Origin of the sequence: Methylophilus sp. Leaf414 (assembly GCF_001425425.1) — a bacterium.
GTDB lineage: Bacteria > Pseudomonadota > Gammaproteobacteria > Burkholderiales > Methylophilaceae > Methylophilus.
In genome coordinates this window covers 381,709-401,931 of the sequence record NZ_LMQQ01000001.1, presented here as the reverse complement: position 1 = coordinate 401,931, position 20,223 = coordinate 381,709, and the positions used below count along the sequence as shown (strand labels likewise).

18 protein-coding genes, 1 tRNA gene and 1 riboswitch are annotated in these 20,223 nt (G+C 47.9%); of the genes, 10 read left to right on the top strand and 9 right to left on the bottom strand.

The features are described from left to right. Positions 1-15 precede the first annotated feature (15 nt). The 3 genes from hpnE to hpnC are packed head-to-tail and all read right to left on the bottom strand — an operon-like array spanning position 16 to position 3,032. Positions 16-1,320 carry a hydroxysqualene dehydroxylase HpnE gene (gene hpnE, locus ASG24_RS01895; RefSeq protein ID WP_055867245.1) on the bottom strand — a complete coding sequence of 435 codons (1,305 nt, stop codon included), beginning with the start codon at positions 1,318-1,320 and terminating at the stop codon, positions 16-18. Positions 1,321-1,329: 9 nt separating this feature from the next. Continuing rightward, the gene (gene hpnD, locus ASG24_RS01890; RefSeq protein ID WP_055867243.1) at positions 1,330-2,166 is read right to left on the bottom strand and encodes a presqualene diphosphate synthase HpnD; all 837 of its coding nucleotides are present in this window, start codon (positions 2,164-2,166) and stop codon (positions 1,330-1,332) included. Then, complete coding sequence (gene hpnC, locus ASG24_RS01885; RefSeq protein WP_055867240.1) at positions 2,163-3,032, bottom strand: squalene synthase HpnC; 870 nt, start codon at positions 3,030-3,032, stop codon at positions 2,163-2,165. Before hpnC ends, hpnD begins: the two co-directional genes overlap by 4 nt. A 75-nt stretch (positions 3,033-3,107) precedes the next feature. Here hpnC and ASG24_RS01880 point away from each other — a divergent pair, with 75 nt between their 5' ends. The 7 genes from ASG24_RS01880 (at position 3,108) to pnuC (ending at position 8,338) form a co-directional block, all read left to right on the top strand. Beyond that, positions 3,108-3,863, top strand: coding sequence for an S-methyl-5'-thioinosine phosphorylase (locus ASG24_RS01880; RefSeq protein ID WP_055867237.1), 756 nt, complete (start codon positions 3,108-3,110; stop codon positions 3,861-3,863). Positions 3,864-3,896: 33 nt separating this feature from the next. Further along, a complete protein-coding gene (gene def, locus ASG24_RS01875) occupies positions 3,897-4,430 on the top strand; it encodes a peptide deformylase (protein WP_055867233.1) in 534 nt (177 codons plus the stop codon). A gap of 24 nt (positions 4,431-4,454) precedes the next feature. Continuing rightward, positions 4,455-4,544: transfer RNA gene (locus tag ASG24_RS01870), tRNA-Ser, on the top strand. A 76-nt stretch (positions 4,545-4,620) separates the two neighbouring features. Continuing rightward, a complete protein-coding gene (locus ASG24_RS01865; protein WP_055867231.1) occupies positions 4,621-4,896 on the top strand; it encodes a cupin domain-containing protein in 276 nt (91 codons plus the stop codon). A gap of 173 nt (positions 4,897-5,069) precedes the next feature. Continuing rightward, a riboswitch (TPP riboswitch) is annotated at positions 5,070-5,173 on the top strand. Positions 5,174-5,269: 96 nt separating this feature from the next. Further along, positions 5,270-7,384, top strand: coding sequence for a TonB-dependent receptor (locus tag ASG24_RS01860; protein ID WP_055867227.1), 2,115 nt, complete (start codon positions 5,270-5,272; stop codon positions 7,382-7,384). A gap of 49 nt (positions 7,385-7,433) precedes the next feature. Then, positions 7,434-7,694 (top strand): YkoF family thiamine/hydroxymethylpyrimidine-binding protein, encoded by a 261-nt coding sequence (locus ASG24_RS01855; protein WP_055867224.1) that lies wholly within the window; start codon positions 7,434-7,436, stop codon positions 7,692-7,694. A gap of 35 nt (positions 7,695-7,729) precedes the next feature. Further along, positions 7,730-8,338 carry a nicotinamide riboside transporter PnuC gene (gene pnuC, locus ASG24_RS01850; RefSeq protein ID WP_055867221.1) on the top strand — a complete coding sequence of 203 codons (609 nt, stop codon included), beginning with the start codon at positions 7,730-7,732 and terminating at the stop codon, positions 8,336-8,338. A 27-nt stretch (positions 8,339-8,365) separates the two neighbouring features. Here the strand turns inward: pnuC and ASG24_RS01845 are convergent, their stop codons facing one another. From ASG24_RS01845 to map, 4 genes are all read right to left on the bottom strand, one after another. Next, positions 8,366-9,241, bottom strand: a complete 876-nt coding sequence (locus tag ASG24_RS01845) for a hypothetical protein (protein ID WP_055867220.1) — start codon at positions 9,239-9,241, stop codon at positions 8,366-8,368. Between the two features lie 110 nt (positions 9,242-9,351). Beyond that, positions 9,352-9,834: an acyloxyacyl hydrolase gene (locus tag ASG24_RS01840; RefSeq protein WP_055867215.1), complete on the bottom strand. Its 483-nt coding sequence runs from the start codon at positions 9,832-9,834 to the stop codon at positions 9,352-9,354. Between the two features lie 287 nt (positions 9,835-10,121). Further along, positions 10,122-12,695 (bottom strand): [protein-PII] uridylyltransferase, encoded by a 2,574-nt coding sequence (locus tag ASG24_RS01835; protein WP_055867213.1) that lies wholly within the window; start codon positions 12,693-12,695, stop codon positions 10,122-10,124. Between the two features lie 15 nt (positions 12,696-12,710). Then, entirely contained in the window at positions 12,711-13,505 is a 795-nt protein-coding gene (gene map, locus ASG24_RS01830; RefSeq protein WP_055825702.1) for a type I methionyl aminopeptidase, read from the bottom strand. Positions 13,506-13,737: 232 nt separating this feature from the next. On the opposite strand from map, the gene ASG24_RS01825 reads away from it, so the two are divergent. Next, positions 13,738-14,574, top strand: a complete 837-nt coding sequence (locus tag ASG24_RS01825) for an HDOD domain-containing protein (protein WP_055867210.1) — start codon at positions 13,738-13,740, stop codon at positions 14,572-14,574. On the opposite strand, the gene ASG24_RS01820 is transcribed toward ASG24_RS01825, so the two are convergent. After that, positions 14,575-16,410, bottom strand: coding sequence for a tetratricopeptide repeat protein (locus ASG24_RS01820; RefSeq protein ID WP_055867207.1), 1,836 nt, complete (start codon positions 16,408-16,410; stop codon positions 14,575-14,577). A gap of 274 nt (positions 16,411-16,684) precedes the next feature. Here ASG24_RS01820 and ASG24_RS01815 point away from each other — a divergent pair, with 274 nt between their 5' ends. Then, positions 16,685-17,224 (top strand): peroxiredoxin, encoded by a 540-nt coding sequence (locus ASG24_RS01815; RefSeq protein WP_055867204.1) that lies wholly within the window; start codon positions 16,685-16,687, stop codon positions 17,222-17,224. Between the two features lie 10 nt (positions 17,225-17,234). After that, the gene (locus ASG24_RS01810) at positions 17,235-17,720 is read left to right on the top strand and encodes a dihydrofolate reductase (RefSeq protein WP_055867201.1); all 486 of its coding nucleotides are present in this window, start codon (positions 17,235-17,237) and stop codon (positions 17,718-17,720) included. A 205-nt stretch (positions 17,721-17,925) separates the two neighbouring features. Here ASG24_RS01810 and ASG24_RS01805 read toward each other — a convergent pair whose 3' ends face one another. Next, the gene (locus ASG24_RS01805; protein ID WP_055825685.1) at positions 17,926-20,172 is read right to left on the bottom strand and encodes an arginine/lysine/ornithine decarboxylase; all 2,247 of its coding nucleotides are present in this window, start codon (positions 20,170-20,172) and stop codon (positions 17,926-17,928) included. Positions 20,173-20,223: the final 51 nt, after the last annotated feature.

The window sequence follows — 20,223 nt, the reverse complement described above, 5'->3', positions numbered from 1 at the left end:
AGAGCGGAGTTCGGTCTAGCCCAATATCAGATTGGCAGCCGCGACACCACTTCTGACAGCGCCTTCAATGGTGGCTGGATAGGGCCCGGCAGTATAATCGCCCGCAAGGTAGATATGCGGCTGGGAAGTCTTGTTTTGCGGGCGATGTAAATATGGCGTGCAACTGAACGTGGCGCGCTTTTCGGTAATGATTTGCGTCCACAATGGTGCTGTTTCAAGTTGGATGTCATGCAATGACAATGCCTGATTCAACTCATTGATACATTGTTGTATCAATGCTGCCTTATCAACATTTAATGGCCCATGTGCACTGATCACTACCGCCAGCAAACCTGCCTGGCCACAGCATTGCCCTCTGTCGAATACCCATTGTGCCAGACCGTCATACAATCCCATGACTGGGTAAGGTAGCCTGAAATGAGTGGAATATTGCAGGTACACCGTGGTGATCGGCTTGTATTCAAATGTTGGCACCGCAATGTCACTAGCCACGGTTTTCAATTGATGCGGGCCTACAGCCAGAATCACATCATCGAATAACTGTGTGCCTTCTGAGGTTTCCAGCACGCAATGAGAGTGTTCGTTTTTGACAGAAATCACAGGCGTGCGCAATGATACTTTGCCACCTGAGATGGTAATTTTCCCCAGCAAAGGCTCAATCAGGCTGCTGGATAAATCCGACTTCAGAATCAGAAAGTCACTGTCTGACCGCTTTTGCTGAAAGCTGTCACGCAATACATTCAGAAATACCTGCGCACTGGCAATCTGGATAGGGGTATTCAATGCGGCCAGGCACAAAGGCTCCCATAAGGCCTTGATAGCAGTTTCTGTTTGGTGGCCTTGCTGTAACAGGTTTTCAACAGTGGTATCTTGCGCTAATGTAAATGCAGATTGTTTTAACCACAACATCCAGCGGACGGCTCGCCATTTGCTGTTAACAGTCAATCCACGCGCGGTGAGCAATCCCCACAATAAATGCAGCGGAGCAGGTAACCAGGTGGATGTAACGAGTGACATGCGACCTGAGCGATGATGCATATGCAACGTCAGGGGTAAACGGATAAAGAGATGCTCAGTGTCAAGGCCAGCTTCAGCTAATAATGCCAGCGTCGCCTGATAGGCTCCTATGCATAAATGCTGGCCATTATCTAGCATGGCTTCAGCATGTGGCACACCACGCGCACGGCCACCGGCTTGCAGGGCAGCTTCAAATAGCGATACCTTATGTCCTGATTTCAGTAAGGTGTATGCGGCCGCCAGCCCGGCCAGCCCGGCACCGACAACCGCGATATTGCGGGGAGTAGGCGTGTGGTTAAGCATTCCAATGTATCAGCGGCGTTTAAACCATACGCCCAGGGCCAGTTTCAGTTTCCTGAAAGGGGGCAGCATGACTTTGTGGTTAAGCACCAGATTAGGGTCTTGCTTGATTTCCCGCAGTAGTGCGCGGTAAATGGCTGCCATCATCAGGCCAGGTAGCTGGGTTTTGATATCAGCTTCAGGCAACTGGTTGATGGCTTTGTCATAAAACATTTCTGCACGCTCAATCTGCTTGAGTAATAAAGCCTGTGTTTGTACAGAGGCCTGGCTTTGCAGTAACTGCTGTTCAGTCACACCCGCTTTTTCCAGTTCATCAATCGGGATATAAATCCTGCCGCGTCGCGCGTCTTCGCCAATATCGCGAATAATGTTGGTCAGCTGGAAAGCCATCCCCAGGTCATGCGCATAGCCCAGGGTGGATTTATCACTGTAGCCAAAAATTTGCGCCGAGAGCAGGCCGACGACGCTGGCGACGCGGTAGCAATATAATGCCAGTTGCTCAAAATCGGCATAGCGGTTGTACTGCGTATCCATTTGCATGCCATCGATAATTTCTATGAAATGCGCTTCTTGCAAGCCAAATTCTTCCACCACTGGCTTCAATGCCTTGGTGACCGGGTGCTGCGGGGTTTCATGAAATAAACGATGTATTTCCTGTTTCCACCATTGCAGCTTGGTTTGTGCGATCTGGTAATCCGTACATTCATCGACGACATCATCCACTTCTCGACAAAATGCATACAGCGCAGTCATTGCTTCACGTTTTTGCCTGGGCAAAAACACAAAGCTCAGTGTAAAGCTGGAGCCGCTTTGTTTTGTTTTTTGCTGGCAGTATTGTTGCGGGGTCATTGTTTAAACAGGGCTTTCAGCAAAATAATCGGCCAATCAAAAGCATTCAGTGTTGGACGGTGATGGTAAATATCGCCACGGCAACGCTTCAATTTGTAAATAATACGTTCGCCACCGGCGACTATCATGCGCAGCTCGAACCCGATACGGCCAGTCAAATGTCTGCCCAGCGGTTTACCGGCCTGCAATAATTGCTCGGCGCGGGCTACATTGTACAAAAAGAATGCCTGCCAGATAGCATCTAATCGTTGCTGGCGTAAATCCTGTTCGGTGATACCGGCAGCGAGCATTTCGTCCTGGCATAGATAAATGCGCCCGTTTAGGCCATGCTTTTGCAGGTCAATGGCAATGTCCTGGTAGAAATTAATCAACTGCAAAGCGGTGCAGATTTGGTCTGACCATTGCCGGTTTTGCGCTGTATCCGCGCCATATAATTGCAGCATCAACCTGCCAACCGGATTGGCGGAGCGGCGGCAATAATCCAGTAAATCTTCAAAATTGGCGTAGCGGGTTTTAACGACATCTTGCTTAAAGGCACTGATTAAATCCAGCAGGGATTGCACCTCAAGCTTGTGTGCTCTGACTACATGCTGCAACGTTTTAAACAGCGGCCGTTCAGCCTGAATATAGGCCTGGATCAGTAATAACTCATCTTCGTAGGACTGTAGTGCCTGCAAACGCTCCGATTCACTGGCGTCGCCTTCATCGGCAATATCATCGGCTTCTCGCGCAAACTGGTAAATCACACTAACTGCATAGCGTAAATGCGCGGGGAGCAACAATGAAGCTACCGGGAAATTCTCATAATGTGTCTGTGCCAGTGGCAGGCTGGCCGGTGTCTTCACTGGCTTGGAAAAGGCTTGCATGGCTTAAGTATGCCATAAATCCGTGATACGCTTACACCTTGGATATAACTAGCGTTAATAGAGAGAGATCATAGGATGTTAGGCATTATTGGGGGCACCGGGCTGACAGAGCTCACCAATCTGAATATTTCAAAACGCCTGATTGTGCGCACGCCATATGGCAAACCTTCACAGCCACTGGTTTTTGGTGAAATAAACGGTAAGGAAGTGGTTTTCCTGGCGCGACACGGCGGCGGACATACCATTCCACCACATGCAGTCAATTACCGCGCTAATATCTGGGCGTTGCATTCGGTAGGTGTGAGAGACTTGCTGGCAGTAGCGACAGTAGGGGGTATTTCACAAAACCTTATTCCTGGCGATATCGTTTTGCCTAACCAGATTCTGGATTACACCTATGGCCGGGATAACACCTACCACGACGGTGTGGAGTTGCCGGTAAGGCACATTGATTTCACCCAGCCTTATTCGCAAACCATGCGTGAGCGCTGCCAGAAAGCAGCTCTTGATGCAGGCTGTGGATTGGTGGAAGGTGGCGTTTATGCCTGCGTACAAGGGCCCCGACTGGAAACCGCCGCTGAAATTGACCGATATGAACGAGATGGCGCAACCGTTGTGGGTATGACTGGTATGCCGGAGGCGGTGTTAGCACGCGAGCTGGGTGTTTCCTATGCCGCGCTTTGCCCGGTAGCTAATTTTGCTGCCGGTCGCGGCGATAGCGCGCAAGCCATTCATTTTGAGCAGGTGATGCCTTTATTGCAGCAAACCATGGAAAAAGTGAAGTGTGTGATTGCGCAATATTTATCTGACCACAACTGCGCGACCGCATGATCTATTTTTCGATATATGTAATGGAGCCTGATCATGGCTATTAAACCAGTGCTCAGAATGGGCGACCCGGTGTTGTATCAAGTGGCTGAAAAAGTCACCGAGTTTGATACAACAGACTTGCATGCATTAATACAAGACATGCATGACACCATGACCGAGATGAATGGTGCCGGGATTGCCGCGCCTCAAATTGGCGTGAGTCTGCAGGTGGTCATGTTCGGTGTCGGCAAAAATCCGCGTTACCCGGATGCTGAGGAAGTGCCATTTACCATCCTAATTAATCCTGAGCTCATACCTGTTGGAAACGAAGAGGAAGATGGCTGGGAAGGGTGCTTGTCGGTACCCGGCATGCGTGGTGTTGTTCCAAGGTTTCAGCATTTACGTTATAAAGGTTTTGACCCGCAAGGTAACGTGATAGATCGCACTGTCAGCGGTTTCCATGCAAGGGTAGTGCAGCACGAATGTGATCATCTTTTTGGCATACTTTACCCCATGCGTATCCGCGATCTAACAAAATTTGGCTTTAATGATGTACTTTTTCCTGGAATAACACTTCCAGACGACTGATTGTTTGCTATAATTCTGCCTTCCGGAAGAGTGGCAGAGCGGTTTAATGCTACAGTCTTGAAAACTGTCGAGGGTTCACGCCCTCCGTGAGTTCGAATCTCACCTCTTCCGCCAGTTACCAAGATGCCGCATAAATGCGGCATTTCTATTTAAAGTTTTATAATCACTTTAATTTATTAAGGAATATGTCATGACTCAAATCATCATCGACCACAATCCATCTGAAGAAAAATTGAATGACCTGGGCGTAAAAAGCTGGAATACCTGGGATTGCGCACCTTCAAAATTCCCTCTGGATTTCACTGCGACTGAAAAAGCTTACGTGTTGGAAGGCGAATTCAAAGTGACTCCACAAGGTGGCGACACAGTAACAATCAAAGCTGGTGACTACGTTGAGTTTCCAAAAGGCCTGAAATCCCAGTGGGAAGTTGTAAAGCAATTGAAAAAACACTACAAACATTTCTAATAGATTGTAGTAGCAAGTATTCAATAAAAAAGCCCTGCATCGCAGGGCTTTTTTATTGAATCAATCTTTATCTTTAAATTTTGCAAAGTATGCAGAGTATTTAAACGCAATACAGCATCACTCTCTAGCAAAGTAATCGATATCAACCTACAATCTCATCCTGATTGAAAAATCAAATCGCCTTGGGGTGGCTAACACCTGAGATCTCGCGCTAGTGAGAAACCCAATGAACCTGACCCAGATAATGCTGGCGTAGGGACAGGCAGAGCATCTACAACGCAAATGTTTTTGGTTTGTTGTCCCTCAACAAACCTACTCACGTCATTGTCACTCTCCCCCTGTCCTTTTTATGTGTCTTATAGAAAGGATTTTCATGAAACCGATTACAAAACCCTTGTCCCTGATTGGGCTTTTACTGAGCACGCCATTGCTGGCCGCCGAAGATGATAAGGCAGTGAAGCTCCAGGACGTTGTGGTGAGTGCGGATTTCCGCCCTAGCAACGCTCAGAAAACCGCTGTCAGCCTGACTGAAATTGATAAAGAAACCATAGAGGCGCGCAGCGCGCAGCATCTGGAAGAAGTTTTGAATCTGGCACCGAATGTTAATGTGTCAGCAGGCGCATCGCGAGGGCGATTTTTCCAGATTCGCGGGATGGGGATACTCAGTCAATATGATAATCCTGTGAATCCATCCGTTGGTCTGATCATTGATGGCATCGACTTTAGCCGACTTGGCGGTGCCGCGACCTTGTTTGATATCGATTCTGTAGAAGTGCTGCAAGGACCTCAAGGTACAAAGTTTGGCCCCAATGCAATCGCTGGCGCGATTACTATGCGTAGTGCTGAACCTACCAAAGAATTTAAAATGCGTGCACAGGCTGGTGTGGGTGAATATAACACGCGTAATTTTGGCGTAGCAGTTGGCGGCACTATTGTTGAGGATCAGTTACTCGGGCGTGCTTCCATCTATACTCACAAATCTGATGGCTATATGCAGAACGACACTTTAGGCCGTGATGATACGCAAAAACAGGATGAATTAACGTTCCGCAGTAAATTCAAGTTATTTGCGACCGAGGATTTAACCTTAGATTTCACCTTGATGCATGTGAATGTGAATAACGGTTATGACGCATTTACCTTAGACAACTCAAGGCGCAGTAAATCTAATCAACCAGGTGCAGATACACAGAATACCAATGCTTTTAGAGTAAAGGCTAATTGGCAGGCCTCAGATGCGGTGATTATTCAGTCTGAAGCCACTTATTTAAACTCCTCATCGACTTATAGTTTTGATGGTGACTGGAGCACAGCAACTGATGGTGAAAAGTATAATCGTGACCGAGATAATTATTCGTTTGAGTTGCGTGCGTTATCTGACAAGGCTGGCCGTATTTTCAACGGCACAACCGATTGGACGGTTGGTATTTATCGCTTTGTGCAAGATGAGAATTTTAAGTCTTTTTCAGATTACAGAAGTACCTATGGGCCTACCTACTTGAATCAATTGGCGGGTGATTATAAAACTGAAAATACCGCGATATTCGGACAATTTGATAGTCATTTGACAGACAAATTAACCTTGGTTTCCGGTTTGAGAGTTGAGGATTTCAAGGCGAAATATTCTGATGCTGGCATCGTAGAGTTAGCACCAAGCAGTTTGCATAAAAAAGTGAATGAAACACTATTGGGCGCCAAGTTAGGCTTGAATTACCAGGCTAACGCGGATCAACTCCTTTATACCTCATTGACGCGCGGTTATAAGCCCGGGGGCATTAATAACAAGGCTGGTTTGCCTCAAAGTCAAAGACAGTTTAACACTGAGTATATGTGGAATTTTGAAACAGGACTTAAATCCAGTTGGTTGGATGGGGCCTTGATTACCAATCTGGCTGCGTTTTATGCAAAGCGTTTAGATGCGCAAACACAAAGCTCAGCACAAATACCTGGATCAGGCAGTTTTGTAGAGTTTTATGAGAATGCTTCCAAAGCTACACATCAGGGCTTGGAAGCCAGTGTGGACTGGTTTGTTACTGATAAATTTCGCATGCTGGGTTCACTAGGATACTTAGATGCAACATTCGATAATTATAGTTTTATTAAGAATGTAGCCAGTGTACCAACAACGATTAACTACGATGGCCGCCAAGTAGCCCATGCACCTAGATATACCTTGAATCTCGGTTCGGAGTTTTATGCCAATGCAGCCTGGACGTTACGCGCAAATGTAGAGGGTAAGTCAGACTTCTACTTTTCAGACAGTCACAAGGCAAAATCCAACGGCTATGCCTTATTAAATGCCAGTGCTGAGTATAAGTACGATAAGCACTGGAAAGTCAACGTGTGGGCGAGAAACATATTGGACAAAGACTATGCCACGCGCGGTTTTTACTTTGGTAACAACCCGGCCAAAAACTTTATAGATGAAAAATACGTTCAGTTTGCCGAGCCACGCGTTGCTGGTGTCACGGTCACTTACGATTATTAAATCAAAAGGCCGCCCTGGCCTTTAAACTATTTTACTTGTTGGAGTTTATATGCGTATTTCAGTCGATATCAGTTTATACCCTTTAACCGAAGGTTATGTAGAGCCTATTCTCGAGTTTATTAATAAACTCGAAGTCAATAAAAATCTGGTGGTAAAGCGCAACAGCCTGGCGACGCAAGTATTCGGTGAATATCGCGAAGTGATGGATTGCCTGGATGCGGAAATGGAAGCAGTGTTCAATGCGCTGCCACACAGTGTGTTTGTAATGAAGTTTATCGGCACTGACAGGGCTGATGTTGTTGATGTATAGCCACCATTTGTTAACTTCTTAGGTGCTTTCCAGCCATGAACCAAGATAATCTTCAGCCTGTCCTGACTGCATTTCAGCAAATGTCTTCATGGGAAATTGCCGCAGCCTTGATGGGTGTTGCCTATATTCTGCTGGCATCTAAAGAGTCGCAGTGGTGCTGGCTGTTTGCTTTCTTGAGCACGCTGGTTTACACCGCGCTGTTTTGGGAAGGTCAGCTTCCTATGCAGGCGCTGCTGAATTTCTATTATATGGGTATGGCGATTTATGGCTTTTGGCTATGGCATACACATGGCAAGCAAACTGACACGTTATCGATCAGCCGTTGGCCCTGGCTTTGGCATGTTGGTTTTATTGCTGTCGGCGTGGTCGTGAGTGCTATGGTAAGTGCCTATTTGCAAAAAAGCGGACAATCGCAAAGCCCTGTCTTAGATGCATATACGACGGTTTTTTCTGTCATGAATACCTGGCTGATCGCCAGGAAGGTGTTGGAGAACTGGCTATATTGGGCGGTGATTGATGGCGCTGCCACGCTTTTGTATATTCAAACAGGTTATTACGCTACTGCCGCTTTATTTGTGCTGAACACTATCCTGGCGATTGTAGGCTTTATCAGTTGGGTGAAGCTTTACCGGCAACAAGCTTGAATGCTAAAGGCGATAAAAGTGATTGATTTATATACGCTGCATCCACTTTGCCAAATCAGTTTCACCCAGTATATTCATCAAAAATAACAGTAGCTGGTAGCAGAGTGTATTGGCAGTGTGGTCAGGCCAGCTATGCGTTTGAATATAATGTTGCTTAAATAAAGCCAATTGCGCGGGTGTTAATACATATTCAAGTAAGACCAAATCCAGTGCACGTGGTGCAATCACGAACGCATCAAGATCAATCAGCGCCAGATTATTGTTGCTTAAACAACGGAACTGATCCCAACGCAAATCCAACATCACGGGGACGAATTCGATTTCCTGGATATTTTTTGCTTGCGCTAACACTTCAGTAAGTAACGGTTCAGCAATGGGCGCGTCGTGCTGCTCAAGCAAAAAAACTAGGGTTTCCCGCAAACGACTGGCCCAGTCTTTTGCAGAAAGTTCCGGCGCATGTAGCTTGCCCCAGCTGGCGTATGTGCATTGATGCAGTTTTGCGATATGTTCGGCTAACTGTATTACCCACAAATCGCCGATAAGCTCCGGTTTTACATCTTCCCCGGTTAAAAAACGGCTGATTACAAATCGATTGCTACTTGCTGAGGCAAAATCAGGCACGGTGAGGGCACCATTTCTTTCCAAAAAATTGTGCGTCAAATGGATAGTGCCCAAACTGTTTGGAAAGTCAGCGGCAAATAAACGGTTTGCGCCTAGCCAGAAGTGAGATTTTCCTATATTCGTCTGATTGCAAACTTTCAACACCATTTCACCATCCGCCGTTTGGCAATAAAACAGCTGATGCGTACTATCCTCAAATTTATTCGGGATAGCACTTGGTTGGGCAATCAGTTTCGGTAAACTGGCTTGTTCGAGTGGAGTGAGTTGCGGATAAGTAAACATGTGAGGCTATATTTTAAGCCATCATCGGGTTTAAATCATCCGCTGGTCACAAGTCGCTGGCGTGAGTATGGGGATAAAGCTGATGAATCGGTGCTATCGATATATTAAGGCTAGAATTTATAGTGCCAATAAACACTTAATACTTCAACGCCAGGGTTTTCATTGCCTAGATCGGCGTTTGATAAGTGGCTGACTGCCAGTCCAAGGCTTTGTTGATCGTTGATATCCTTGGCAATTTCCAATTGCGAACGAAACTCTAGCGGATGGCCCAGATCAAGATCGCTGCTGCCGCGGCTATAGTAACCGGCGCCCAGGCTGGGTTTCAAATGCCAGGTTTGAGTAAACTGCCAGTCGTACAACAATCCACCTCCCAGCCAAATAGTGCCGTCGGTGGTGGTTTGCACAGCCGCCCAGGGTTTAAGATTGTCCAGCCATATATTGGAATCAGCCTCATATTCCAGGCGAAAGTCAGCGGCAGAATGCGAACCGTCGAAATCATAACTACCGGCCGCGATTCCTAATGTGCCAGCTTGTGAGAGTGATATTGAAGATGCTGCGATAATAAGGGATACAATGAGATGGGCTGTTTTCATTGTTGTCATTAACCACGAGAAATAATAAGTTATAGTGGTTGAAAATATAGCAAGCAATGCAAAAATAAAGCTAGACCGATCTGTCTTCAGCAACAATGAATTTCATCTTTTTGTATTTTTGCCACATTCATATTGCTGTGTAATGTAGAAATGTTTAACCAAATAATTTATACGATAATTTTTTAACTTTATGAAATTTGTAGTTTTTTTAATGGCTAAATTGATAGGGATAGGATGCAGTTGAATGTGGTGAGTATGTGGGGTACTGTGATCCCGTATGAAGAATATCAAAGCTCGCTAAAAGCCGCTTTCAATGCGTCGATTTGAGTATCATCAAGTGGCTTTCCATCACTGGTTGAGATTAGAAAGCTATCTTCCACCCGATTGCCCAAGGTGTTAATTTTGGCATTGTGCAAAGCGACATCATTGTGTAGTAATGCCAGCGCCATACAGGCAAGTAACCCAGGCCGGTCATTGGCAATCACATCCAGCTGTTGAAACTGTTGTTGGTCGTTGTGCGTACTGGCAGGGCGAATGAAAATTTGCGTTGTTAATGGCATGTGTTTCACCTGCCGGCTGACGCGGCCCCGGATAGGCGTTGGAATCGCTATGGTGCCGGAAAGCTGTTCAGTCAGGCCTTGCTCAATATGCTTTAACAAGCCGTTGTAACTGATTTGATGCGTGTCAGGCTCCAGCACAATGAAGTTATCCAGCGCATAGCCATGAGCGGTGGTGTAGATTCTGGCCTGTACGATGTTGTATTGCATGCTGTCGAAAAAATGGCAAATACGGGCAAAAATCTCTTTCTGGTCCCGGCTATAAATCATGACCTGGATGCCGTCGCCTTTGGGGCTAAGTCTGGCACGCACGATGGCGGTTTCAGTTAGCATATGCGGGATGAGCAAGCGGCTTTGCCAGGCGATTTCATCACTGTCAAATCGGTTGAAATAGCTTTCGCCGAACGCTTGCCACAACGGCAGTACTGAATCTTCTTTCATGTTGAAGCTGCTGAGTTTTTGCAGGACTTCCTGCTTGCGCAGGCTTAGTTGTGCGTCGGTATTCAATGATTGCTGCAATACGCGGCGTGTTTGTAAAAACAGGCTTTCCAGCAATTTGGCTTTCCATGCATTCCACACATTCGGGCTGGTGCCCCGAATATCGGCCACCGTGAGTAAATACAAAGCCGTCAGGCGATACTCCGAGCCTACCAGTCTTGCGAAAGCTTCAATCACATCAGGGTCAGATAAATCACTTTTCTGTGCGGTGCTGGAGAGTTTCAGGTGTGCTTCAACCAGCCAGGCGACCAGGTCAGTGTCTGCTTTGGGTAAGCCATGTTTTTGGCAGAAGCGTTTGGCATCGATGGTACCAAGCACAGAATGGTCGCCACCACGACCTTTGGCTATGTCATGGAAAATAGCTGCCAGGTAAAGCAAATGCGGCTGGCTAAATTCTGCAAATAACTGGCTGCACAATGGAAACTCATGGCGCAACTCAGGTTTTGCAAAGCGGCGCAGGTTGCGCAACACATTCATGGTGTGTTCATCCACGGTATACACATGGAACAAGTCATGCTGCATCTGCGCGATGACGCGGCCAAACACAGGGATGTAGCGCCCCAGGATGCCGTAGCGATTCATGCGCCGCAGGCTACGGTGGACACCTTCTTTGGCTTGTAGAATTTGCAGGAATAACGCCTTGTTCACCGATTGCTGACGGAACGTGTTGTCAATCAACGGTTGCGCAGCCTGTAACGCCCTGACTAATGGCGCGCTGAATCCTGCGATGGCAGGGTGTTGCTGTAGCAACTGAAAACAGCGCAAAATAGCTTCGGGCTTGCGTTGAAACAAGTCAGGCGCTTGTGCGCTTAGCAGGCCATGCGACAGGACAAAATCTTGATCAATGACCGTCGCAGGCTCATTCTGGGGAGTGACACGCGCATGCATCAGCTTCAGCAAGACTTCGTTTTCGATAATGATGGCTTTGGCGCTTCGGTAAAAGCCTTGCATCAACTGTTCGCTGGCGCGTTTTTGCGTAGTGGTCTGGTAACCCATTTGTTCAGCCAGGGTATTCTGGAAGTCGAATACCAACCGGTCTTCGCGTCGCTTGGCTAACAAATGCAGGCGGATACGCAAGTTTTGCAGTAAACGTTCGTGGCTTTTGAGTTGTCTTGCCTGTGCATGGCTGAGCAAACCCGTATGCACCAGGTCTTGCCAGTCGTGGCCTAGTCCTTGACTCTGTGCTATCCATAAAATCATATGCAAATCACGCAAGCCACCCGGGCTTTCCTTGATGTTTGGTTCAAGGTTGTAAGCAGTGTCGTGAAATTTTGAGTAACGGATCTGCTGCTCACGTAGCTTTTCCGCAAAGAAACGCGGTTTATCTAATTGTGCATGCAATGATTGCATCAAGGTTTTGAAAGCAGGCTTGTGGCCTGTGAGCCAGCGTGCTTCCAGCAGGTTGGTCATAATCGTCACGTCAAGTTGCGCTTCAGCCAGACACTCGCTCAGCGAACGTACGCTGTGACCAATATTAAGGCCGATATCCCACAAGGCGCCAATCAGCGATTCAATCTCGGTTTGCAAAGCAGCAGGGCACTCTTCCGGCATTAAAATCAGCAGGTCGATATCTGAATGCGGGAACATGTCGCCACGGCCATAGCCGCCGACAGCGATCAGGCTGACTGTCGCGGGTAATTCGAATGCGATACAGATGTCACGTAATAGCTGGTCCAGCTGGCGGGTATTTTGCTGTAACAGGACTTTGGCATTAGGTTTTGCCAGATAAGCGGCAGCAAGCTGTTGCTGTGATCGCTGGAACGACTCACGCCACTGCTTGAGTTGTTCTTTGGCTATCACTGGCATGGTATGGAATGGATATTACAGGGTTGGACGTGGGGGAGACCCGTCGGAAACGGTCATGATTTCAAAACCATCATCGGTGACGACGATAGTGTGCTCCCATTGTGCAGACAGGCTGCGGTCTTTAGTCACTACTGTCCAGCCATCAGACATGAATTTGATCTCGCGCCGCCCGGCATTAATCATAGGCTCAATGGTGAAAATCATGCCAGGTTTAAGGGTGACGCCGCTGCCAGGCTTCCCGTAATGCAGCACCTGTGGTTCGCAATGAAATTTTTTGCCGATGCCGTGGCCACAAAACTCACGCACCACACTGTAGCCATTTTTTTCTGCGAAAGATTGAATCGCATAGCCGACATCGCCCAGGGTATTGCCAGGTTTTACTTTCTCGATACCACGCCACATCGCCTGATAGGTGATTTCGCATAAACGCTTGGCCTGTGGTGAGACGGCGCCAATGAGGAACATGCGCGATGTATCGCCATGGTAACCATCTTTGATTACTGTAATATCGAGGTTAACGATGTCACCATTTTTCAGTTCTTTTTCACTAGGCACACCGTGACAAATCTGCTGGTTAATCGAAGTGCATATTGATTTTGGGTAAGGTGTGTGACCATCCGGTGCATAATTGAGAGGCGCAGGAATGGCCTGTTGCACATTGACGATATAGTCATGGCATAACTGATCCAGTTTATTGGTAGTGACGCCAGCGACGACAAAAGGCGTGATGTAGTCCAGCACCTCTGAAGCCAGCCGGCCAGCCACGCGCATTTTTTCAATATCTTCGGGTGTATGCAGAATAATTGCCATAAATTTGGTCACAGGGGAGTCGCGGCATAGCACCTGACTCTGAAGCTAGTCACAAAGACTGCATTCTAACATAGCAGATTGGGTCTCATGCCTAAAGAAACAAGCCTTTTATAGCCCTGAAACAGTCAGCTCATGATGAAAACTGGCAGTGAATTCAGTGACTCATCGACACATTCGGAAGCTTGGCATTGTTTTATACTCAGGCGGACAAAACTAAAGCAGGAGCGTTTAGATGGTGACACTTACCGAGGCAAGAGCCAACCGGAACATTTCCGATTGGGTGGCATTTTTTGAAAATGCTGATATTCCTGTATTGCGGCAAACCGCCAGGGAGCTCGCACAGCTGCATGAGCACGAAGATGAAACCGGCGCACGTGATATTACACGCGTTGTGATTAATGACCCGCTGATGACTTTTAAGGTGCTGACCTTTGCCAATAACCATCGTAGCCGCCACCAATTGCAAGACCTGGTGCAGGTAGAGCAGGCAATTATCATGATGGGCACCAGTACTTTCTTTGAGCAAATTCCTACCGTGCCGCATGTGGAAGAGATGCTAAGCAAACATGTGGCTGCACTGGTCGATTTAATCAAACTCGTTGTGCGTGCCCATCGCGCTGGCTATTTTGCTGCGGAATTTGCATCCCATTTAATGGATTTGCATGCTGAAGAATTACGTGTGGCAGCCTCACTGCATGACTTTGCCGAAATGCTGATGTGGTGTTTTAACCCGGATGCCATGAGTGAAGTGCATAAGCGCCAGTTAGCTGATAAAACGTTACGCAGCCGCGCTGTTCAGCAAGAAGTGTTGGGATTCAAGGTCATTGATTTGCAGGCTGAGTTGGTGCGCACCTTTAATTTACCTTCATTGCTGAATGACCTGATGGATGAGCAACGTGCGCACCTGCCGCGGGTGCGGAATGTGCAATTTGCCGTCAACCTGGCCAGACATTCTGCCGATGGATGGGATAACGCGGCGTTGCCGGACGATTACAAAGACATTGCGCAGTTGCTGCATGTGGATGTGCCACGTGTCATGCACATTGTTGGCGTGCCTAACGCGCAATAGTTATTCCGCTCGGTAACTTTGGCTAAGTACATCGGTAATGGCCTGATGCACCGTATCAATCAAAGCTTCCCATGAGGTGTCAGGCGCCTGCCTGAATAATCGCATGCCCGGGTACCACGCGCAGGTTTCCGGCTGTTGTAACCAGCGGAAATGGGCTTGTTCAGGCAGTAGTAGCCATACTTTTTTGCCCAGTGCCGCAGCCAGGTGCGCGACAGCCGTATCTACCGAAATGATAAAATCCATTTGCATGATCAAGCCGGCAGTATTGGTAAAATCAGCCAGTAAAGGATGATGGCATTCCAGCATGGGGAATCGTTTGAGCATGATGTGATCTTCACGCCGGAACTCTTTTTGCAAGCTGTGCCATTCAACTTCCATTTTCAATAATGGCGCCATCAAATGTAGCGGAATACTGCGCTGGCGGTCATATTTGTTATGCGCATCACCGCACCAATTCACACCGATACGCAATCGTCTTGCCGGGCCAAGGAGATCTTGCCATGGCTGCGCATGCCGCTCTGCAATCTGCAGATAGGGTAGCGCAGCAGGAATTGCCTCAGTAACAGTCTTGAACGCCAGCGGCAAACTCAGCATGGGGCAATACAAATCAAAATGTGGCAGGGCATGGCCATCCTGCCGGATGACCTGAATCACCTCGGCATGACCCCATAATTCATTGAACAAGTTGAACAATGCATCTGGCACGGCGACTATTATCTGGTTGGGCTTGAAAGCCTTGACTAACTGGATATAGCGGCAAAATTGAAGAGTGTCGCTCAGCGTTTGTTCGGCAAGAATTAGAATTGTTTTGCCAACCAGGGACGTGTCACCTGTCCATAACAATTGTCGATTAGGCAATGCGCCAGCTGGTAAAACCTGCCAGCGTGATTCGTACATCGGCCAGCCATCTTCGTATTCACCACGTGCCAGTTTTAACATGCTGAGGACGTAGCGTGCCTGTGCATGCGCGGGTGCGTGCTTTAATGCCGTTTCCAGGCACTCATAAGCCTCATCGGTATCGCCGTTTTCGTAAAGTGCAAGGCCAAGATTGCAGTAAGCAGACGCATAACCGGGATTCAGCTGTAATGCCTGCCGGAAGTCAGCAATTGCTTCCGGGTATTTACCAAGCTGGCAAAGCACGACACCGCGATTATTGTAGGGCACCGGCAAGTTGGGTTGATAGGCGATAGCATGATGAAACGCTTTCAATGCATCTGCATGTTGCCCTTGCATTTGCAAAATCAATGCACGCTGATGGTGTGCTTCGGCAAAGTCAGGCTGAATTTTGATGGCGGTATCCATGCAGGCCACTGCTTCAGCAGGCGCATGTAATTGCTGGTGTAACACGCCGAGCCGATAGTGAAAATGTACGTGTTCAGGATGTGCGCTGACTGCCTGTTTAAGTACAGTCACCGCCTGTTCAAACTGCTGAGTTTGTAGCATCAAATCGACGCATTCGGTAAATGCCTGGATGTGCTGCGGATCCAGCTTGGTCACCGTGCGCAAACGCAGAATTGCCTCTTGTGCGCGACCAAGGTTTTTCAGTGCGCGAGCATCCAGGTAATAGCTCTGTGCCTGCCTGGCATCCAGTTTAATCGCCACCTTGTATGAGTCATGCGCCGCTGAAAACTGCTGGGTGCGCATCTGCAAGTTGGCAAGTTGCAGCCGCAATTGCAGTGCCTTCGGCTGCAAGTTGATTGCCTGCAACAGATATTGCTCGGCAGCATGAAACTCATCATTTTGCAGCATCAGCCCCGCCAGTTTCTGATATGCCTCCCACCTCAGCGGGTCGGCGGCGATCAGTTTCAGCAGTTTTGCGATGGCTTCATTATTCATGTGGATGACTGCGATACTTCACGCGTTTGTAGTGTGCCTTAAAAGTAAATGGCGGATTTAAGTATGCATAGCTTGAACACTCTTTAAAGCTAAACATGTTGCTCTAAAAAATTTCTCCTTATATATCAGATATATACCGTGTAAAAATTTTATATTTGCACCAAGTTTGGCTTGGAAGCTGCTCTTAACCATAGCTTCCTTAAGGTACAATAAGCAGCTTATTGCGTCAACGGCCCATCCGCCTTGGGGTCTGATTTAGAGAGGAAAAATGCGAATGCTTGTCAAACTGGTTATGTATGGGCTGATATTGTGGTTGGCCGTATGGGGCTATCGTCAGTATAGCCAGCCTTCAGCAAGACTCAGTGTAGGCATGAAAGCACCAGACTTTAAACTATCGGATGCACAGGGCGGAACGCGTCGCCTGGCCGATTGGCAAGGCAAATGGGTGGTGCTTTATTTCTACCCTAAAGACGATACACCCGGCTGCACCAAAGAAGCCTGTCAGTTTCGTGACGATATCCAGCAAATTCATGCTTTGGGCGCCGAGGTAGTAGGCATCAGCGTCGATACCGTTGCCAGCCATGCCGGGTTTGCGCACAAACATCGTTTACCGTTCCCCTTGCTTGCCGACACCAATGGCCAGGTTGCAGATGCCTATGGTGCATTATTTAACCTGATGGTGATCCAGATAGCCAAACGCACAACCTTTGTCATTGATCCGCAAGGCACCATTGCGGAGATCTACAGTAATGTGAATCCCGACGGGCATAGCCAGGTGATTATCAATGACTTGAAACGCCTTTCAGCTTTTTAAGAAGAATACGATGCAAGCACTTTCCCTGATCGTAGCGCACGCGGATAACCGTGTGATTGGTCACAATAACCAGCTGCCCTGGCACCTGCCGGAAGATTTGAAACGTTTCAAGAAACTCACCATGGGGCATCATATTATTATGGGCCGCAAAACGTATGAGTCACTGGGGCGATTGTTGCCGGGGCGGACGACTGTCATTGTTACTCGCGATCTGGATTACAAGGTTGAAGGGGCGAAGGTGGTGCATTCGATTCCCGAGGCGCTGGCGGCGTGTGCGGGAGATAGCGAGCCATTTCTGATTGGTGGGGCTGAGCTTTATCTGCAGGGCTTGCCAGTTGTGACACGCTTGTATCTCACACGTGTGTTTTCAGAAGTACGAGGGGATGCATTTTTTCCAGCCATTGAAATGGCTGATTGGGAGCTGGTTTCTGAAGAGGCTAATGTTTCGGAAAAAGGCTTGCACTACAGTGATTTAGTGTATCAGAGGCGTGTCTAGCACACATTAACTGTTGGTTTGAGTACTGTTTACATAGATATCTAGTTTTAGCGCTAACCAATGTTTTCCGCCCCACGGCGCGGCGAGTTACTGATTCTTTGGGTAAACAAGAAACGTAACTCGCCGGGTGGTGAAATGTAGCGGAGCATAAAGCATATACAGTTAACTTTTCATTGCGCTAACTCTATGACAATTTAGCTAATTCCTAATCTTCCTGCTTAACACAATCAACAAAATACTCTGCTTTACCATTCACCAACTGCTTCACCAATCCATGGTTATCCGTCTCAAAACCAGGGAACTTCTCGTTAAACTCGCGTGCAAATTTCAGGTAATTCACAATTACCTTATTAAAACGCTCGCCAGGAATCAGCAATGGAATGCCAGGCGGGTAGGGCGTCAGCAATACTGCCGTGACACGCTCTTCCAAATCATCAATCGCCACACGCTCAATCTTGCGGTGTGCCATTTTTGAGAAGGCATCAGTAGGTTTCATGGCAGGCACCATATCCGACAAATACATTTCCGTTGTCAGGCGTGCGACGTCATTGGCTTTGTAGACTTCATGGATTTGTGTAGACAAATCTTTCAGGCCTATGCGCTCATAACGCGGATGTTTCTGTACGAATTCCGGCAATACCTTCCATAATGGCTGGTTCTTGTCGTAGTCGTCTTTAAACTGCTGCAACGCAGCCACCATGGTGTTCCAGCGGCCTTTGGTAATGCCGATAGTGAACATGATAAAGAACGAATAGAGGCCGGTTTTTTCTACAATCACACCGTGTTCAGCAAGATATTTGGTCACAATGGCTGCAGGGATACCAAATTCTTCAGAGAAATCACCATCCACGTCCAAGCCGGGAGTAATGATAGTCGCTTTAATCGGATCCAGCATGTTAAAGCCTTCGGCCAGGTTGCCGAAACCATGCCAGCGCTCGTTGGCTTTCAGCATCCAGGCATCGCGCTCTTCCAGGCCATCTTCGGACAAATCTGTTGGTCCCCAGACTTTAAACCACCAGTCGGTGCCCCATTCTTCGTCCACCTTGCGCATGGCGCGACGGAAGTCCAGCGCTTCTTTCAGCGACTCTTCCACTAAAGCAGTACCGCCAGGGGCTTCCATCATGGCAGCAGCGACGTCACAGCTGGCAATAATCGAATATTGTGGACTGGTCGAGGTGTGCATCAGGTAGGCTTCGTTGAATAAGTCCCTGTCCAGATGATTGTCCTGTGCATCTTGCACCAGAATCTGCGAAGCCTGGCTTAAGCCGGCCAGCAGTTTGTGGGTGGATTGGGTAGAGAACACCATGGACTCTTTACAACGCGGGCGGTCAGCGCCAATGGCATGGTAATCACCATAGAAGTCATGGAAAGTCGCATGTGGCAACCAGGCTTCATCAAAGTGCAGGGTGTCGATCTTGCCATCCAGCATTTCCTTGATTTCTTCCACGTTATATAACACGCCATCGTAAGTAGATTGTGTAATGGTCAATACACGTGGTTTGGCATTTTTGTCACTGGCAAACGGGTTGCGCGCGATTTTCTTCTGGATATTTTCCCAGGCGAACTCGCTTTTCGGGATGGGGCCGATAATACCGAAATGGTTACGGGTCGGCATCAGGAACACCGGAATCGCGCCGGTCATAATAATCGAGTGCAACACGGATTTATGGCAGTTACGATCAACCACCACAATGTCACCCGGGGCAACAGTCGAGTTCCAGACGATTTTGTTGGAAGTCGATGTGCCGTTGGTTACAAAGTACAAATGGTCGCAGTTATAGATGCGTGCTGCATTGCGCTCTGAAGCTGCCACCGGGCCGGTATGGTCCAGTAACTGGCCCAATTCATCAACCGCGTTACAGACGTCGGCACGTAGCATGTTTTCACCAAAAAACTGGTGGAACATCTGGCCTACTGGCGATTTCAGGAAAGCCACGCCACCAGAGTGACCAGGGCAGTGCCAGGAATAAGAGCCATCGGCAGCGTAATGTGTCAAAGCCTTGAAGAAAGGCGGCGGCAGGCTATCAAGGTAAGCTTTAGCTTCACGGATAATCAGACGCGCCACGAACTCGGGCGTGTCTTCATTCATGTGAATAAAGCCATGCAGTTCACGCAACACATCGTTCGGGATATGGCGGCTGGTACGCGTTTCGCCGTGCAGGAAAATCGGGATTTCCTCATTGCGGTAACGTATTTCCTGCACAAAATTACGCAGTTGTTCGATCGCTTCCGGTTTTTCTTCGACGATTTCTTCATCATCAATTGACAGGATAAACGCAGAGGCACGGCTTTGCTGTTGTGCGAATGAGGTTAGGTCGCCGTAACTGGTGACGCCCAGTACTTCAGTCCCTTCCTCTTCAATCGCTTTAGCCAATACGCGGATGCCGAGACCGGAAGAGTTCTCGGAGCGGAAGTCTTCATCAATAATGACGACGGGAAATCTAAATTTCATTCAATGAGTCCTTAACTTATCACTGAAACGTGTAGCTCAAAATATAAAGGC

Bases quoted from the DNA above. Each gene is read 5' to 3' on its own strand.
- hpnE (WP_055867245.1), bottom strand. From the start codon at position 1,320: ATGCTTAACCACACGCCTACTCCCCGCAATATCGCGGTTGTCGGTGCC.
- hpnD (WP_055867243.1), bottom strand. From the start codon at position 2,166: ATGACCCCGCAACAATACTGCCAGCAAAAAACAAAACAAAGCGGCTCC.
- hpnC (WP_055867240.1), bottom strand. From the start codon at position 3,032: ATGCAAGCCTTTTCCAAGCCAGTGAAGACACCGGCCAGCCTGCCACTG.
- ASG24_RS01880 (WP_055867237.1), top strand. From the start codon at position 3,108: ATGTTAGGCATTATTGGGGGCACCGGGCTGACAGAGCTCACCAATCTG.
- def (WP_055867233.1), top strand. From the start codon at position 3,897: ATGGCTATTAAACCAGTGCTCAGAATGGGCGACCCGGTGTTGTATCAA.
- ASG24_RS01865 (WP_055867231.1), top strand. From the start codon at position 4,621: ATGACTCAAATCATCATCGACCACAATCCATCTGAAGAAAAATTGAAT.
- ASG24_RS01860 (WP_055867227.1), top strand. From the start codon at position 5,270: ATGAAACCGATTACAAAACCCTTGTCCCTGATTGGGCTTTTACTGAGC.
- ASG24_RS01855 (WP_055867224.1), top strand. From the start codon at position 7,434: ATGCGTATTTCAGTCGATATCAGTTTATACCCTTTAACCGAAGGTTAT.
- pnuC (WP_055867221.1), top strand. From the start codon at position 7,730: ATGAACCAAGATAATCTTCAGCCTGTCCTGACTGCATTTCAGCAAATG.
- ASG24_RS01845 (WP_055867220.1), bottom strand. From the start codon at position 9,241: ATGTTTACTTATCCGCAACTCACTCCACTCGAACAAGCCAGTTTACCG.
- ASG24_RS01840 (WP_055867215.1), bottom strand. From the start codon at position 9,834: ATGAAAACAGCCCATCTCATTGTATCCCTTATTATCGCAGCATCTTCA.
- ASG24_RS01835 (WP_055867213.1), bottom strand. From the start codon at position 12,695: ATGCCAGTGATAGCCAAAGAACAACTCAAGCAGTGGCGTGAGTCGTTC.
- map (WP_055825702.1), bottom strand. From the start codon at position 13,505: ATGGCAATTATTCTGCATACACCCGAAGATATTGAAAAAATGCGCGTG.
- ASG24_RS01825 (WP_055867210.1), top strand. From the start codon at position 13,738: ATGGTGACACTTACCGAGGCAAGAGCCAACCGGAACATTTCCGATTGG.
- ASG24_RS01820 (WP_055867207.1), bottom strand. From the start codon at position 16,410: ATGAATAATGAAGCCATCGCAAAACTGCTGAAACTGATCGCCGCCGAC.
- ASG24_RS01815 (WP_055867204.1), top strand. From the start codon at position 16,685: ATGCTTGTCAAACTGGTTATGTATGGGCTGATATTGTGGTTGGCCGTA.
- ASG24_RS01810 (WP_055867201.1), top strand. From the start codon at position 17,235: ATGCAAGCACTTTCCCTGATCGTAGCGCACGCGGATAACCGTGTGATT.
- ASG24_RS01805 (WP_055825685.1), bottom strand. From the start codon at position 20,172: ATGAAATTTAGATTTCCCGTCGTCATTATTGATGAAGACTTCCGCTCC.